The sequence below is a fragment of the Amycolatopsis keratiniphila subsp. keratiniphila genome, from assembly GCF_001620365.2.
Taxonomy (GTDB): domain Bacteria; phylum Actinomycetota; class Actinomycetes; order Mycobacteriales; family Pseudonocardiaceae; genus Amycolatopsis; species Amycolatopsis keratiniphila.
Genome location: NZ_LQMT02000037.1, coordinates 74,258 through 89,666, shown reverse-complemented (window position 1 = coordinate 89,666; position 15,409 = coordinate 74,258). Strand labels below are relative to the sequence as shown.

Here is a 15,409-nt window from a genome sequence, read left to right as displayed (position 1 = left end):
GGTCTTCGCCCGGATACGCTCACCGAGGTCACATGCCGGAGGGAGCAGGGTGCCCGGGCCAGGGGAACTGCGGGTGCTGGGCCCGGTCGAAGCGATCGGCCCCACCGGGCGGGCGGAGTTGCACGGCGCCCGCCAGCGAGCCGTGCTCGGCGTTCTCGCCCTGCACGCGGGCTCGGTCGTCCCGATCCCCCGGCTGGTCGACGTGCTCTGGGGTGAGGATCCGCCGCGCACCGCGGTGAAGACCCTGCACAGCCATGTCGCCCGGATCCGGCAGGCACTGGAGGACTGCGGATTCCCGCTGGTCCTGCTGACGCGCAAACCCGGGTACGTCCTGACGATCGCACCGTCCTCTGTCGACGCTCTCCGCTTCGAAGAAGAACTTCGTGCCGCCAAGCGGAGTAATCCCGGTCAGGCGGTGACGGCGCTGCGTGAGGCGTTGCGGCTCTGGCGCGGCGAAGCCTTCGCGGACGCCGAACTCGACGGCTGGGGGCTGCGCGAGGTCGAGCGGCTCCAAGAGCTACGGCTGTCCGCCTGGGAAGAACTTTGGGACGCCGAGCTCAGGCTCGGTGAACACGAGGAGGTCCTCCGGGAACTTCCGCGGCTCCGGGCCGAACAGCCGTATCGCGAACGGCTCGCCGCACTGCACATGCTCGCCCTGCATCGCTGCGGAAGGCATGCGGAGGCGCTGGAGACGTTCCAGGCCGTGCGCAGAGGTCTGGCGGACGAGTTCGGCGTGGATCCCGGACCGGAACTGGTCGAACTGCACACGTCGATCCTTCGACGCGCGCCCGAACTCGACGCACCCGCCCGGGGCACCGCGCCCGCACAGCTCCCTGCCCGTGTCGGGCACTTCACCGGGCGGCAGCAGGAGCTCGCTTCACTCGACGAGCTTCTCGACGAAGCCGAGCCGCCGGTCGTGGTGATCTCCGGGGCGGCGGGGATGGGGAAGTCCGCGCTCGCCGTGCAGTGGGCGCACCGCATCGCGGACCGCTTCCCCGACGGTCAGCTCTTCCTCGACCTGGCCGGGCACGACCCGCACGAGGCGGTCTCGCCGGGTGACGCGCTCGCGCATCTGTCGCGCGGGCTCGGCCTCCCTGACGACCGGCTGCCCGACGCGACGGCCGAACGCGCCGCGCTCTACCGCTCATTGCTGCACGGCAGGCGTTGCGTGATCGTCGCCGACAACGCGGGCGGCGTCGAGCAGATCCTTCCCCTCGTTCCCGGTACGGCGAAGGCGATGCTGATCGTCACGAGCAGGCAGACGCTGGCGGCGCTCGGCAGCAGGCACGCCGTGCGGGTGTTCGCCCTCGACGCGCTGGCCGATCCGGAATCGCTGACCCTGCTCACCCGGGTGCTGGGTGCCGATCGCGTCGCCCGCGAACCCGGGCAGGCCGCACGGCTGGCCAGGCTGTGCGACGGGATGCCGTTGGCGTTGCGGATCGCCGCCGCGCGCCTGACCGGCGAGCCGAGCCGTCCGATCGCGGAGCTCACCCATGAGCTGACCGGCGCCGGACGATTGGAAACCCTTGCGGTACAAGGGGATTCCCGGACCGTCAAAACCGTCCTCGCGAGTGCCTACCTGCCGCTGGAGCGTGCTCCGGCCCGGCTGTTCCGGCTGTCCGGGCTGATCCCTGGAACGTCGTTCAGCGCGGCGCTCGGCGGAGCGCTGTGCGAGGTGCCCGCCGAAGCGGGCCGGGCCGCGGCCGCCGAGCTGTCCGCGGCGCACCTGATCACCCCTGCCGGACCCGATCGCTATCGCCTTCACGATCTGATCCGTGAGTTCGCCGTCGCGTGCGCCCGCACCGACGAAACGACATCGAGCCGTGCCGAGGCGGCGGACCGGCTGATCGACTGGTACCTGCACGTCGCCGCCGAGGCGAACCGGATCATCGACCCGAACCGCGATCTGGTCACCCCGGCGTTGCGGCATCCGGCACCCGGACTGCCGTTCCCGGCGGAAAGACGCGCGGCGCTGGCGTTCCTGGGAGCCGAGCGGGCGAATCTGCTGCCTGTGGTGCGATTCGCCCGCGAACACGGCCGCAACACCGCCGCTTGGCAGCTCACCTATCTGCTCACCAGTTTCTACGACACCACCGGCGGCTGGAACGAGCGGATCGGGCTCTGCCGCGAGGGAGCCGCGGCGGCCGCCGAGCTCGACGATCCGTTGGCGGAGGCGGAAATGCTGCGTGCGCTGGGCGCGGCCTACTTCATGACCCGCAGGCTGACGGACGCGCTCGAAACCAACGCTCGCGCGTTGAAGGCCGCCCGCGCGGCGGGTGATCTCGAAGGCGAAGGGCACATCTACAACAACACCGCGAACGCCTACGCCGCGCTTCGCCGGTTCGACGAGGCGATCACCGCGTACCAGCTGGCTGTGGAGCGATGCACCTCGGCGGGCAACCGGCTCGGGCGTGCCCTGTCCCAGCGCAACCTCGGCCACGCCTACATTCGCCGCGGCCAGCCGATGGACGGCCTCAGTCCGCTGGCGGCCGCGCTGGAGACGTTCCGCGAGCTCGGCAACGCCCGGCTGGAAGCGGCCACTCTGGACACGCTCGGCGAGGCCTACGAGGAACTCGGCGATCACGACGTCGCGCTGGACCACCTCGGCAAGGCGCTTGCCGCGTCCAGGGCGATCGGCGACCGCTGGCAGGAGTGGGAGTCGCTGCTGCACGCCGGCCAGGTCCATCTCGCCCGCAAGGACTTCCGGGCCGCGCGGGACGACTTCGACCAGGCGCTGCTGATCAGCCGGGACGTCGGGAACCGGCACAGCGAGGCGGCCGCGCTCGACCGGCTCGGCCGCGCCCATCTGGGTCTCGGCGATCTGGCGGCGGCGCGGGAGAGCTTTGAGCGCGGCGTCGCGGTCCGGGCGGGCGTCCCTGATCCGTACGAGGAGGCTCATCTGCACCGCGACCTCGGCGACCTGGAGACACGGTGCGGGGACACGGCCGCCGCGGCCGCCCACTGGGCTCGAGCGATCGAGCTGTACCGGCGGGCGAACGCGACGGCCGACGCCGACCTCGTCACCCGGCGGGGCTGATCACCACGGTCGAGGTCGCGTACACGAGCCTGCCCTGCGACGGCTCGAAGAACTCGACCCGTGCCTTCCCCGTTTGCCCGGGTACGACCGCGAGTTCGGCGTATCCCCTGGTCTCACCACGCTGGAAGGTGACCACGCCGTCCTTCACCGGCTCGTGGGCGGAGCCTTCGGTGCGGTAGCGGATCGTGAGCGGTCCCGCGAGCCACGGCCGGGAGAGCACGAGCGGCACCTTGCAGGTGGTGGCCTGCGTGAAGTGGGGCGGGATCGACCAGCAGATCTCGCCTTCCTGGGTGGTGGCCAGCGGCACGGTCTTGACCTTGTCGTCGTCGGCCACCCAGGCGACGCCGACGCTGTGCCCGATCCGCAAGCCCTTCCCGCCATAGAGGTGCAGCGAGAACATCTCGTCGTTCTCGACGAAGGAATCGGCGCGGACCTTGACCGCGACCGTTTGCGTGTCCGCCCGCCCGGACCAGGTCAGTGTGCCCGCGCGCGGCAGGTAGTCGACGCTCTCCTTCGCGACGAACGCCGGATCGACCGGCGAGCCGTTGCCCTCGATCGTCCGGTATTCGACCGAGCCCTGCGGTGCGCAACCGCCGTCGGCGAGTGAAACGGTGAAGAGAAGGGTGGTGTACCCGGCGCTTGTCCCCTCGGCCTGGCTGACGCCGCCGACGTTCACCACGGGCACGGTGCAGGCCGTTTCCCCGCCTTCGGCCGCCGGTACCGCGAGCCCGAACGCGATCGCGAACGACGCCCCCAGCGCCGCGATCCGCCTCATCGTTGATCCCATCGAGCGTCCTCCCCTTCCGACGGACCGCCGCGGCCCGCTGCGACATGGGTAACCGAGTGAGGTTGTCGTGAGGTTGTGACGAGCGGGGGCAAACATGAAAATGATTCATGGCCATCCTCGTCCACGACGTACTACGCTTCGGTAACCAGGCAAAGAAGCGTGAGGAAGGGCAGTCGATGGGCGATGTTGCGGCACGGTTCGCCGAGATCGTCGGGGACGCGAACTTACTGTCAGGCGAGGCGATCCCCGAGGACTACGCACACGACGAGGCTTTGACCACCTCGGCGCAGAGGCCCGCTCACCTGGCGAAACCGGGAAGCGCGGAAGAAGTCGCGGAGCTGCTGAAGGCGGCAGGCGAACACGGCGTGCCGGTCACCGCGCGCGGTTCGGGTACCGGCCTTTCGGGTGCCGCACGGCCGCGCGAAGACGGCCTGGTGATCTCTTTCGAACGAATGAACGCCGTGCTGGAGATCGACACCGACAACCACGTCGCCGTCGTCCAGCCGGGTGTCACACTGTCCGATTTGGACGAAAAGACCACGGAGGCCGGACTCGGCTACACCGTCTACCCCGGGGAACTGAGCGCGAGTGTCGGCGGCAACGTGGGCACCAACGCGGGCGGTATGCGCGCGGTCAAATACGGCGTCACGCGGCACAACGTCGTCGGCCTGCAGGCCGTGCTGCCGACCGGCGAGATCATCCGGACCGGCGGCAAGACCTCGAAGGTGTCGACGGGATACGACCTGACCCAGCTGATCATCGGTTCCGAAGGCACCCTCGCGATCGCCACCGAGGTCATCGTGAAGCTGTACCCCCGCCTGCCGCACGGTGCCACGGTGTTCGCCCCGTTCGAGACCTTCGACGAGGTGATGACCGTCGTCCCGAAGATCATCTCCAGCGGGCTCGCGCCGCACATCCTCGAGTACATCGACAACCTGACGCTCGCCGCGATCAGCTACAACGAGAAACTCAGCCTCGGCGTGCCGGACTCCATCCGGGACACCGCGCAGGCCTATCTGGTGGTGGCGCTGGAAAACCGCGACAGCGACCGGCTGCACTCCGACATCGAGGAACTCGGCGGACTGCTGGGTGACCTCGGCGCGATGGACGTGTACGTGCTCGAAGGCCCTTCGGCACGGAAGCTCATCGAGGCACGCGAAAAGGCGTTCTGGACGGCGAAGGCGGCCGGTGCCGACGACGTGATCGACGTGGTGGTCCCGAGGTCCGCCATGCCCGAGTTCCTCCGCAAGGCCAGGGAAATGGCGTTGTCGCGCGAGGCGGGCGCGCTCGGCTGCGGCCATGCCGGCGACGGCAACGTCCACCTCGCCATCTTCTGCAAGGACCCGGACAAGCGGAAGCAGCTCCTGACCGACATCTTCGCGCTCGGCATGGAACTCGGCGGCGCGATCTCCGGCGAACACGGCCTCGGAAGGGCCAAGGCCGGCTACTTCCTCGACCTGGAGGACCCGGCGAAGATCGCGCTGATGCGGCGGATCAAGGAAAGCTTCGACCCGGCCGGGATCCTCAACCCCGGCGTTCTTTTCGCTGAGAGGGCTTGAAAAGTGAGTGAGATGAACGGCGCCCAGTCCCTGATCCGCACGCTCGTCGACGCGGGCGTCGACGTGTGCTTCTCGAATCCGGGCACCTCGGAGATGCATTTCGTGGCCGCGCTCGACTCCGTGCCCGAGATGCGCGGAGTGCTCGGCCTGTTCGAAGGCGTCGTCACCGGCGCCGCGGACGGGTACGCGCGCATCGCCGACAAGCCGGCCGCGACGCTGCTGCACCTCGGCCCCGGACTCGGGAACGGGCTGGCGAACCTGCACAACGCGCGCCGCGCCCACACTCCGATCGTCAACGTGATCGGCGACCACGCGACCTACCACAAGCAGTACGACGCCCCGCTCGAATCGGATATCGAGGCCGTCGCCGGTTCGCTCGAAGGCTGGGTCCGCCGCTCGGAGCACACGAAGGACGTCGGCGCCGATGCCGCCGCGGCGGTCGCGGCCTCGCAGGACGCCCCCGGACAGGTGGCGACCCTGATCCTCCCCGCCGACGCGTCCTGGGGCGAGGGCGGCGAAACCTGCGCGCCCATCCCGCCGCGGATCCCGCAGGTCGTCGACGCGACGACGGTGAAGAACATCGCCGAAGTGCTGACCAGTGGTGAACCGGTCGCCTTGCTCGTCGGTGGCAGCGGTTGCCGCGAGGCCGGTCTGCGCGCGACCAGCCGGATCGCGGCCGCGACCGGGGTCAAGACGTTCGTCGAGACCTTCCCAGCCCGGCTCGAACGCGGCGAAGGCCTGCCGACGATCGAGCGGCTGGGCTATCTCGCCGAACAGGTCGCGTACCAGCTCGACGGGATCAAGCACGTGATCGTCGCCGGAACGAAGGCACCTGTTTCGTTCTTCGCCTATCCCGGCAAGGCGAGCAACCTGGTGCCCGAAGGCGCACAGGTCCATGTGCTGGCCGATGTCGCACAGGACGTGCCGCGGGCTCTGACCGACGTGGCGGAACTGGTCGCGGCCGAGACCGAGCCCGTACTGCAGGAGGCCGCCCGGCCCGCCCTGCCGTCCGGGCCGTTGACCCCGCAAAACTGGGTCGAGGTGATCGGCGCGCTGCTGCCGGAACGCGCGATCATCGCCGACGAAGCGAACACCTCCGGGCTGTTGCTGCCCGCCGCGACCGCGGGTGCGCCCCGGCACGATGTGCTGACCCTGACCGGCGGCGCGATCGGTTACGGCATGCCCGTCGCGACCGGCGCCGCCGTCGCCGCGCCGGACCGGCCGGTGATCAACCTGCAGTCCGACGGCAGCGCGCTGTACACGATTTCGGCGTTGTGGACGCAGGCCCGGGAGAATCTCAACGTCACCACGGTCCTGCTGAACAACCGCGCGTACGCGATCCTGCGGCTGGAGTTGCAGCGGGTCGGCGCGGACGCCAACGGCCCCAAGGCGAACGAACTGCTCGACCTCTCCCGGCCCGACATGGACTTCGTCAAGATCGCCGAAGGCATGGGCGTCCCGGCGACCAGGGCGACGACCACGGAGGAGCTGGCCGAACAGTTCCAGCGCGCGCTGGCCGAGCCGGGACCGCACCTGATCGACGCGATCGTCCCGACCCTGTTCTGAGCGAGGTGTCCTTGCGTTGCGATGAAATCCCTTCATCGCAACGCAAGGCGCGCTAGTGGACCGACGCGACCAGTGGCTCGGGCTGACGTTGCTTCGGCACGAAAACGGTCAAGACGAGCCCCAGGAGCGCCGCACCGGCGGCGACCACGAAGCTCAGCCGGAAGCCGGCCGCGGACGGGACGGAAACCCCGCCGACGGTGATCGCCAGCGACGCGAGCATGGATGCCATCACCGCGCTGGACGTCGACGTGCCGACGGAGCGCATCAGCGAGTTCAGCCCGTTCGCGGACGCGGTTTCGGTGACCGGGACCGAGCCCATGATCAGCGCGGGCATGGCCGCGTAAGCGATGCCCACTCCACCGCCGATGATGATCGACGCCGTGATCAGCTCGAAGGCGTTGTCCATCAACACGGTCGCGAAGGCATACCCGGCCGCGATGGTCGTGGCGCCGACCATCAGCGTCGTACGCGGCCCGTAGCGCTCGATGAGCCGGGCCGAAACCGGCGACAGCATGAACATGACCAGACCGTTCGGCGCGAGGCAGAGCCCGGCTTCCACCATCGTCAGGCCGAGGCCGTAACCGGTCGACGCGGGTGCCTGCAGCAGCTGCGGGAACGACAACGCCATCGAGTACAGCGCGAATCCGATCATGATCGACGCGAGGTTGGTGAACAGCACCGGGCGTCGCGCGGAGACCCGCAGGTCCACGAGCGGATCCCGGCGCCGCAACTGGTAGGCACCCCAGACCAGCAGGATCACCACCGCGCTCCCGCCGAAGACCAGCGTGCGGCCGCTACCCCAGCCCCATTCGCTGCCTTTGACGATCGGCAACAGCAGGCAGACCAGGCCGACGGTCAGCCCCACGGCACCGAGGTAGTCGAACGGCGCCGGCGTCTTCACCGGCGACTCCGGCACCACGAAGAGGATCAGCAGCCCGCAAACGAGCCCGAGCCCTGCCGACGCCCAGAAGAGGACGTGCCAGTCGGCGTTCTGCGCGACCAGTGCCGACACCGGAAGCCCGATGGCACCGCCGACACCGAGCGTCGAACTCATCACCGAGATCGCGGCGCCGACCCGTTCCGGTGCGAGTTCGTCGCGCATGATGCTGATCCCCAGCGGGATCGCGCCCATCGCGCAGCCCTGAAGCCCTCGGCCGACGACCATCAGCGCGAGCGAACTCGTCAGCGCCGACACCACCGAACCGGCGACCAGGAACCCCAGACTGATCAGCAGCAACCGGCGCTTGCCGTAGAGGTCGCCGAGCCTGCCGCTCACCGGCATCACCACGGCTCCGGCGATCAGGGTCGCCGTCACCACCCACGACGCGTCCGACGGGGTCGTGTCGAGCAGCCGCGGAAACGCCGGGATGAGCGGGACGACCAGCGTCTGCATGAACGAAGCCACCAGCCCGCAGGTGGCGAGCACGACCACGAAGATCCGGGGCGAAGGTGCCCGTCCGGCCGGTTTCACCATGCGCATCCCATGATCCGACCTTACACAGCACCACCCTTCCCAGTGAATGCCGGAGAGCCGGGCGTCACGCTGTACGTGCACCTGGAACCCGACCGAACGCGTGAACCCGCCTCGCCGAAGGCCCGCTAATGACCAGGCAGCGCCCTGCCGACGTCGATCGCGGCCGCGGGTTCACCGACAGGCACTGACGGACGGGATCACAGCCAGGTGCGGACCCCACCGTGCCCGGAGCAGGTGCCGCGGCGATTCTGGCTGTAGCTATACGAACCGTCCCGGCAGAGGGCGGTCGCGCCGTCGGTCGCACCGGGTCCGCTCGCCGGCCGATGGACGCACACGCCGTCGGTGTTGCGGTAGTGATCGCTTCCGCATTCCACCGGGTCCGGCGCCTTCGCCTGTGTGGTCTTCGGGTGTGCCTTCGTCGGCTTCGGCTCGACCTGCGTCGGCACCTCGACAGCGGTCGTGGCCGGTGGCACGAACTGCTGAGGTGTCGGCGTAGGCGTGGTCAGGCTCGTCGACGGTGCCCACGTGCTGGTCGCCGGCGTCGACTTCTGGCTGCTTGGCGGAGTGACCCGCCCGGTGGGCACGGTCTCCACACCGCAGGCTCCAGCGACCAGAAGTCCGATCGCCAGTGCCATGCCCAGCTTCGTTGCGCTCTTCGGCATAACGACCTCCCCAGCACCTGGTAGTGCCGCGTAGTCGGGAGATCGTTCGCCGGTGTTAACGGCGGTTGCTCGGTCAGTCGACCATCGTGCCGCAACTGATATTCAGCGCAGTCGCCGTCATGCTGCGCGCGTGGTCCGATGCGGCGAAGGCGGCCACCCTGGCGACGTCTTCGAGCGACGCCGTCCGCTTGAGCATCGTCGCGTCGACCATGTCACGGATGGCGCCTTCGAGCCCCGCGTCCGCCGGGATCGTCTCCGGGATCCCACCGGTGCGCAGGGTCACGACGCGGATGCCCTGCGGTCCGAGCTCGCACGCCAGCCCTCGCCGCAACGCCTCCATCGCGCTGAACGCGACCTGGAGCCCGCCAAGGTGATATCCCGGCAGCGGATCACCGTCGCCGCCGAACATCAGGATCACCCCGGACCCCTGCTCGATCATGTGCCGGGCGGCCGCCCGTGCGGTCAGGAAGTTCGTCCGCACCGCCGTCCGGACCGGGCTTTCCAAGTCCTCCAGCGACATTTCGACCAGCGGCGTGCCTTGGACGTCATTGTGCGTGATCACGTTCATCGAGATGTCGACGCTGCCCGCCGTGGAAGCCACCGAAGCGGCATGCTCGACGATGGCGGCTTCGTCCAGTGCGTCGAATTCCGCCGTTTCCGCTTTCCCGCCCGCCGCCCGGATTTCGTCGGCCAGCGCGTCGAGCTTCTTCAGGGTGCGGCCGGTGAGGTGGACGGTCGCGCCCTCCCTGGCGAATCCGCGGGCCACCGCGCTCCCGATCCCGCCCGCCGCACCGTAGACGATCGCGTTCCTGCCTTCGAGCAACATCGCTTCCTCCTATTTGCCGTCCAAGGTGATGAGTCCTTCGGGTGCGCCCTCCAGCTGGACATCGACCCACAACGGGCGCCACGGGCGGACCTCGTGGAACCTGCGCAGTTCGGCCAGCCCGCTGAGCCAGCCCATCCACGCGCCGTACGGCGGTTTGTCGTCGGAGAATCCACTTTGGACGAAGGTCAGCTTCGTCCCGCCGCCGGAGTCCTCGAGTTCCCAAGTGGCGACGACGCCGTCCTGGTACGCGAGCGACATCTTCGAGCCGGACACCAGATCGACGATCTTCGCCGGTTCCGGGTCGATTTCCAGCGATCCCATCGCCCAGCGGCCGCCGACCTGGGGCTCCGCCTCGATCCGGGCGCCGAACCAGCGCGTGAACACGGCGGGATCGGCGATCGAGGAGTAGACCTCACCGCGTGGCGCGTCGATCCGCACTTCTTCGCTCATCAGCGGGGAGGTGAGGTCGCAGCGGGCGGTGAGCGGACGTCCTTCGACGTGGTCGACGAGATTCGAAACGGAAAGCGCCCAGAACGTGTACATCATGCCGAGTGACGAATCCGGGTCGGCGAGCATCGCGGTGTAGTCCGGCAGCCCGCTCTGGCTGAACGACAAGGACGTCCCGTCCCCGTCTTCCGTCAGCGCGATCTCGACGACGGTCTCCTTCCCGCCGACGGTCCACGCGAACCGCAGGACGTTGTCCTCGGCCTGCAACAGTCGCTGGCGCGGACGATCGCCGTCCGGCGTGTAGCGGCCCCAGAACTCGTACCGGGACGGCAGGTCGACTTCCGCGTACTCCGAAAGCCACTCGCGCAGCGCCCCGGGATCGGTCAGCGCGTGCCAGACCTCGTCGATCGGCGCGCGCAGGCGCACCTGGAACCTCGTCGGTTCAGTCACGGGCATCTCCCTTCGGGTAACAGGCCACGGCGAGCTTGAAGGCGTCGCCTTCCGCTCCGCCGTAGCGGGTGAACAGGTCCTGCAAAGTCGTCTTCAGTTCGTCGAGGAACTCCTGGCGCCGCTCGGGCGCCACCCGGATCTCGCCGGAAACACCGATCGACGGCAGCTCCGGCGCGGTCCGGTCGAGCGCGGCGACGTCCGCCTGGACCTCCTCCATGAGGTCCACCAGGTAGCCCAGGCTCAGCTCGTCCCGCGCCACCCGAGGGCCGAGCCGCCCGACCAGCCCGGGTGACAGCCAGTACGAACGAGCGGTCGCCTGGTACACGCCCTCACTGACGGCGCGCACCTTCCGCTCCGACACCTGTTTCACGAGACCGGCTTCCACCAGTCGTTTCACGTGGTAATAGACCCGCTGCGGCGTCTGATCCAGCACCGTCGCCACCTCGGTGCACGACCGCGGCTCCGCCAGCTGCCGCAGGACGTCCACCCGCTGCGGTTTCAGCAACGCCTCCGCCTGGTCCAGCCGATCGAGGTACTCCACATCCTTCACGACGCCACACCCTTGATCACAAAAATAAGTTTGAACGTAAAAATCCATTTTGTCAACCGGCCCGGACCGCGCTACTCTCGTCGTGTGGCGATCCTGCGGCGGTACGCGGCGGAAATCGCGGTCACCGTGGCGGTGATCGCGGGTTCCGTCGTGGTCTCGCTCGGGGACGACGCGGAGACACCGCGCAACGCGGCCGTCGGCTGGATCTGCGTGGCGCTCGCCTGCGCGTCGTTGTTCCTGCGCCGCCGGTACCCGCTCCTCGTCGCGATCTTCACGGCGGTGTGCTGCGCGGTCTACTACCCGCAGACCGATCCGGACGGGTTCGTCCTGCTCGCGTTCGCCTTCGCGCTGTACAACAACGCCTCGACCGGGCGAATACGGAGCGCGGCCGTCGTCGCGGCGGCCTCGATGGGCGGAGTCGCGATCGGCGAAGCGGGGGCCGGCTCGACACGGCAGGTGGACAACTTCGCGTTCCTGCTGATGGCGGGCTGGTTCATCGCGCTGGTCGCGGTCGGCGCCGTGACGTACTACCGCCGGGAAGCCGAGCGCACCAAGGAGGCCGAGGCGCAGCGAAGGGCCACCGACGAGCGTCTCCGGATCGCGCGCGAACTGCACGACGTCCTCGGCCACAACCTGGCGCTCATCAACGTCCAGGCCGGCGCGGCCCTGCACGGCAAGGATCCGGCGAAATCCGAGGAGGCCCTGACCACGATCAAACAGACCAGCAAGGAGGCACTGCGCGAACTCCGCGCCACCCTGGGCATGCTGCGGCAGGCGGACACCCCGAGCCTGGCCAGGGTCGCCGAACTGGCCGAGTCGGCGGGCGCGCACGGGCTCACCGTCCGGACCGAGATCGACGGCACGGCGACGGAGCTGCCACCCGATGTCGAACACGCCGCCTTCCGCGTGGTCCAGGAGGCGCTGACGAACGTCGCGCGCCACGCCGCCGCGAACACCGTCGTGGTGCGGATCGGCTACACGCCCCATGATGTGTCCGTGCAGATCGACGACGACGGCCGGGGAGGCGCGGCGGTACCCGGCAACGGGATCCGCGGCATGACCGAACGGGCGGAGTCACTCGGTGGCGAGCTCACCGCGGCCGCGCGCGAGGACGGCGGATTCCGGGTACGCGCCCGGCTTCCTTTGCGGGTGAAGAAATGATCCGGGTCCAGCTGGTCGACGATCAACGGCTGGTCCGCGCCGGCTTCAAATCCATTTTGGACGGTGAAGACGACATCAGCGTGGTCGCCGAAGCGGCCGACGGACGTGAAGCCCTCGAAGCCGCGCGCGAACACGAACCCGACGTCGTCCTGATGGACATCCGGATGCCGGTGATGGACGGGCTCACCGCGACCCGGCATCTGCTCGGAGATCCGGCGCGGGCCGGGACCAAGGTCGTCATCCTCACCACCTTCGACCTCGACGAAGACGTCTACGGCGCCTTGCGCGCGGGCGCCAGCGGGTTCCTGGTCAAGGACACCGAACCGGAGGAACTGATCCACGCCGTACGGGTGGTCGCGAGGGGCGACGCGTTGCTCGCGCCGTCGATCACCCGCCGCCTGATCTCCGAGTTCGCCGGCCGGGTGGACCGGCCCGCCCCCTCGCCCACCCTGAACCGGCTCACCGAGCGGGAACGCGAGGTGATGAGCCTCGTCGCGGCCGGACTGTCCAACGACGAGATCGCGAAGGAACTCGTGCTCAGCCCGGCGACGGCGAAAACGCACGTCAGCCGGATCATGACCAAGGTGGACGTCCGTGATCGCGCGCAGCTTGTCGTGCTGGCCTACGAATCGGGCATGGTCACCCCGCGCTGGTTGACCCCGTGACCACAACCCCGGTAGTACGGGAAGCGCCTTAGGGGTACCCAGAAGTTGCGGCCCGAGTGCCCGCCCGAGCCCGACGATATGCGGTCTGAAAAAGCCGATGCTTTCCCGCATGGACACCATCACTCTCTCCGAGAGGCGGCCTGGGGGCGGTCTCTCGAAGCTGGCGGGCTGGTCTCAGCGTCACCGCTGGCTCGCCGTTTCGCTCTGGCTGCTCACCCTCGTCGGTGTCACGCTGGGCTCTCAGCTGGCGGGCAGCGCCTACCACGACGACCATTCCCTGCCGGGCACCGAATCCCAGCAGATCATGGACCTGTTCAAAGCACAGGCTCCCGCACAGACCGGCGCGACGGCCGAAATCGTCTTCAAGACCGAGAGCGGACTCGCGACCGCACGCGGACCGATCGACACGATGCTCGCCGAAGTGCGGAACCAGCCGCACGTGAAGTCGGTGACGAGCCCTTTCGACACCCCGTCGGCCATCTCGCGTGAGGGCACGATCGGTTACGCGGCGGTCGCTTTCGACCTCGAGTCGAAAGATCTGCCGTACGACGACATCGTGCGTGTCGTCGACACCGCGAAGAAGGCGGAGACGGCCGCGCTCCAGGTCGAACTCGGTGGCGACCCGATCAAGCGGACCAGCGGGGGCGGCGGCCCGTCGGAGGGCGTCGGGTTGCTCGCCGCGCTGGTGATCCTCGTCTTCCTGTTCCGCTCGATCCTCGCCGCCGGGCTCCCGGTGATCACGGCGATCTTCGCCGTCGGCAGCACACTCGGCGTCATCGTGCTCGTCAGCAGGTTCGTCGACATCGCGAGTTACACGGCGCCATTGATGATGCTCGTCGGGTTCGGCGTCGGCGTGGACTACGCGCTGCTCATCTTTTCCCGCTATCGCGGCGAAATCCTCGGTGGTCTCGACCGCGAGCAGGCGGCGAGGCGGGCACTGGACACCGCGGGGCGGTCGGTGCTGTTCGCCGGTGGCACGGTGATCATCGCGTTGCTCGGCCTGCTCGCGCTCGGCCTCGGTTCGCTGCGCGGGGTCGCGCTCGCGGTCGCGCTGACCGTGCTCGTGACGATGCTGGCCTCGATCACCCTGCTTCCCGCGCTGCTCTCGCTTTTCGGGCGGCGCCTGGAAAAGGGCATCCGCAAGCACGCGTCGAAACGCGAACACGGCAAGGCATGGGGCAAGCTCGGGGACGCGGTGCAGCGGCGGCCGATGGTGCCGCTCGCGATCGGACTGCTCGTCCTCATCGGACTTTCGTTGCCGGCGCTCGGCATGCGTCTCGGGTTCGCCGACTCGGGCACGGATCCGGAGACGTCGACCACCCGGCAGGCCTACGACCTGATGGCGGAGGGTTTCGGCCCCGGGTTCAGTGAGCCGTTGATCGTGGTCACCGAGAACGGCGATGGCGCCGCGCTGCAACGGAAACTCGAGACCACACCGGGCATCGCCAAGGTGACGCCACCGATGGGCCAGGGGGTCACGACGGTTCTCGCCTTCCCCACGTCTTCGCCGCAGGACGCGGCGACCGCCGACCTGGTGGAACGGCTGCGGACCGAGGTTCTGCCGGGACTACCGGGCAAGTACCTGGTCGGCGGGAGTGTCGCGGCGGCGGTGGACTTCGCGGACGCCGTCGGCGACCGGTTGCCGCTGTTCGTGCTGGTGGTCGTCGGCCTGTCGGCGTTGCTGCTGATGGTCGTCTTCCGCTCGATCCTGATCCCGCTCAAGGCGGCCGTGCTGAACCTGCTGAGCATCGGCGCCGCGCTCGGCGTGATGACGGCGGTGTTCGGCGACGGCCTGTTCGGGGCGCAGGCGGGACCGATCGAGGCTTTCGTGCCGGTACTGATCTTCGCGATCGTGTTCGGGCTTTCCATGGACTACGAGGTGTTCCTGGTGTCCCGGATGCACGAGGAGTGGCGGCGCACCGGCGACGCGCGTCATGCCGTCCGCGAAGGGCTCGCCTCCACCGGTGGGGTGATCACGGCCGCGGCGGCGATCATGATCGTGGTGTTCGGGGCGTTCCTGCTGAACCCCGACCGGATGCTGGCGCAGTTCGGGCTCGGGCTGGCGGTGGCGGTGCTGGTGGACGCGTTCGTGATCCGGTGCCTCGTGGTGCCCGCGGTGATGCGGCTGCTCGGGGAACGCGCTTGGTGGCTGCCGCGGTGGCTGGACCGGCGGTTGCCGCACGTGGCGCTGGAACCGGCGTCGCGTTAGCCCCCGGATGCTAGGA

General features: G+C 69.1%; 12 protein-coding genes. 6 read left to right on the top strand and 6 right to left on the bottom strand.

Annotation, left to right across the window (positions count from 1 at the left end):
- The first annotated feature begins 49 nt into the window (after window positions 1-49).
- Window positions 50-3,037 (top strand): BTAD domain-containing putative transcriptional regulator, encoded by a 2,988-nt coding sequence (locus tag AVR91_RS34310; protein WP_228709420.1) that lies wholly within the window; start codon window positions 50-52, stop codon window positions 3,035-3,037.
- Here AVR91_RS34310 and AVR91_RS34305 read toward each other — a convergent pair.
- Complete coding sequence (locus AVR91_RS34305) at window positions 3,021-3,824, bottom strand: Calx-beta domain-containing protein (protein ID WP_228709419.1); 804 nt, start codon at window positions 3,822-3,824, stop codon at window positions 3,021-3,023. The two genes, AVR91_RS34310 and AVR91_RS34305, sit on opposite strands and share 17 nt — an antisense overlap.
- Window positions 3,825-4,000: 176 nt before the next feature.
- On the opposite strand from AVR91_RS34305, the gene AVR91_RS34300 reads away from it, so the two are divergent.
- Entirely contained in the window at window positions 4,001-5,383 is a 1,383-nt protein-coding gene (locus AVR91_RS34300; RefSeq protein WP_063271613.1) for an FAD-binding oxidoreductase, read from the top strand.
- A gap of 12 nt (window positions 5,384-5,395) precedes the next feature.
- Window positions 5,396-6,949 (top strand): acetolactate synthase large subunit, encoded by a 1,554-nt coding sequence (locus tag AVR91_RS34295; RefSeq protein WP_063271591.1) that lies wholly within the window; start codon window positions 5,396-5,398, stop codon window positions 6,947-6,949.
- 52 nt (window positions 6,950-7,001) lie between these two features.
- Here the strand turns inward: AVR91_RS34295 and AVR91_RS34290 are convergent, their stop codons facing one another.
- The 5 genes from AVR91_RS34290 to AVR91_RS34270 all read right to left on the bottom strand — a co-directional run bounded on the left by AVR91_RS34290 (window position 7,002) and on the right by AVR91_RS34270 (window position 11,358).
- Window positions 7,002-8,429 (bottom strand): MFS transporter, encoded by a 1,428-nt coding sequence (locus tag AVR91_RS34290; RefSeq protein WP_063271590.1) that lies wholly within the window; start codon window positions 8,427-8,429, stop codon window positions 7,002-7,004.
- A gap of 191 nt (window positions 8,430-8,620) precedes the next feature.
- Window positions 8,621-9,085 carry a DUF3761 domain-containing protein gene (locus AVR91_RS34285; RefSeq protein WP_228709418.1) on the bottom strand — a complete coding sequence of 155 codons (465 nt, stop codon included), beginning with the start codon at window positions 9,083-9,085 and terminating at the stop codon, window positions 8,621-8,623.
- Between the two features lie 73 nt (window positions 9,086-9,158).
- The gene (locus AVR91_RS34280; RefSeq protein ID WP_063271588.1) at window positions 9,159-9,911 is read right to left on the bottom strand and encodes an SDR family NAD(P)-dependent oxidoreductase; all 753 of its coding nucleotides are present in this window, start codon (window positions 9,909-9,911) and stop codon (window positions 9,159-9,161) included.
- A 9-nt stretch (window positions 9,912-9,920) separates the two neighbouring features.
- On the bottom strand, window positions 9,921-10,814 hold the full coding sequence (locus AVR91_RS34275) for an SRPBCC family protein (RefSeq protein ID WP_143254198.1): 894 nt from the start codon (window positions 10,812-10,814) through the stop codon (window positions 9,921-9,923).
- Window positions 10,801-11,358, bottom strand: a complete 558-nt coding sequence (locus AVR91_RS34270) for an ArsR/SmtB family transcription factor (protein ID WP_063271587.1) — start codon at window positions 11,356-11,358, stop codon at window positions 10,801-10,803. Before AVR91_RS34270 ends, AVR91_RS34275 begins: the two co-directional genes overlap by 14 nt.
- Window positions 11,359-11,442: 84 nt before the next feature.
- Here AVR91_RS34270 and AVR91_RS34265 point away from each other — a divergent pair, with 84 nt between their 5' ends.
- The 3 genes from AVR91_RS34265 to AVR91_RS34255 all read left to right on the top strand — a co-directional run bounded on the left by AVR91_RS34265 (window position 11,443) and on the right by AVR91_RS34255 (window position 15,393).
- On the top strand, window positions 11,443-12,519 hold the full coding sequence (locus AVR91_RS34265) for a sensor histidine kinase (protein WP_063271586.1): 1,077 nt from the start codon (window positions 11,443-11,445) through the stop codon (window positions 12,517-12,519).
- A complete protein-coding gene (locus tag AVR91_RS34260; protein WP_063271585.1) occupies window positions 12,516-13,184 on the top strand; it encodes a response regulator in 669 nt (222 codons plus the stop codon). Before AVR91_RS34265 ends, AVR91_RS34260 begins: the two co-directional genes overlap by 4 nt.
- Window positions 13,185-13,293: 109 nt before the next feature.
- Window positions 13,294-15,393, top strand: coding sequence for an MMPL family transporter (locus AVR91_RS34255; RefSeq protein ID WP_063271584.1), 2,100 nt, complete (start codon window positions 13,294-13,296; stop codon window positions 15,391-15,393).
- Window positions 15,394-15,409: the final 16 nt, after the last annotated feature.

Excerpts from the sequence above, each read along its gene's own strand:
- AVR91_RS34305 (WP_228709419.1), bottom strand. The coding sequence starts at position 3,824 with ATGGGATCAACGATGAGGCGGATCGCGGCGCTGGGGGCGTCGTTCGCG.
- AVR91_RS34300 (WP_063271613.1), top strand. The coding sequence starts at position 4,001 with ATGGGCGATGTTGCGGCACGGTTCGCCGAGATCGTCGGGGACGCGAAC.
- AVR91_RS34295 (WP_063271591.1), top strand. The coding sequence starts at position 5,396 with ATGAACGGCGCCCAGTCCCTGATCCGCACGCTCGTCGACGCGGGCGTC.
- AVR91_RS34290 (WP_063271590.1), bottom strand. The coding sequence starts at position 8,429 with ATGCGCATGGTGAAACCGGCCGGACGGGCACCTTCGCCCCGGATCTTC.
- AVR91_RS34285 (WP_228709418.1), bottom strand. The coding sequence starts at position 9,085 with ATGCCGAAGAGCGCAACGAAGCTGGGCATGGCACTGGCGATCGGACTT.
- AVR91_RS34280 (WP_063271588.1), bottom strand. The coding sequence starts at position 9,911 with ATGTTGCTCGAAGGCAGGAACGCGATCGTCTACGGTGCGGCGGGCGGG.
- AVR91_RS34275 (WP_143254198.1), bottom strand. The coding sequence starts at position 10,814 with ATGCCCGTGACTGAACCGACGAGGTTCCAGGTGCGCCTGCGCGCGCCG.
- AVR91_RS34260 (WP_063271585.1), top strand. The coding sequence starts at position 12,516 with ATGATCCGGGTCCAGCTGGTCGACGATCAACGGCTGGTCCGCGCCGGC.
- AVR91_RS34255 (WP_063271584.1), top strand. The coding sequence starts at position 13,294 with ATGGACACCATCACTCTCTCCGAGAGGCGGCCTGGGGGCGGTCTCTCG.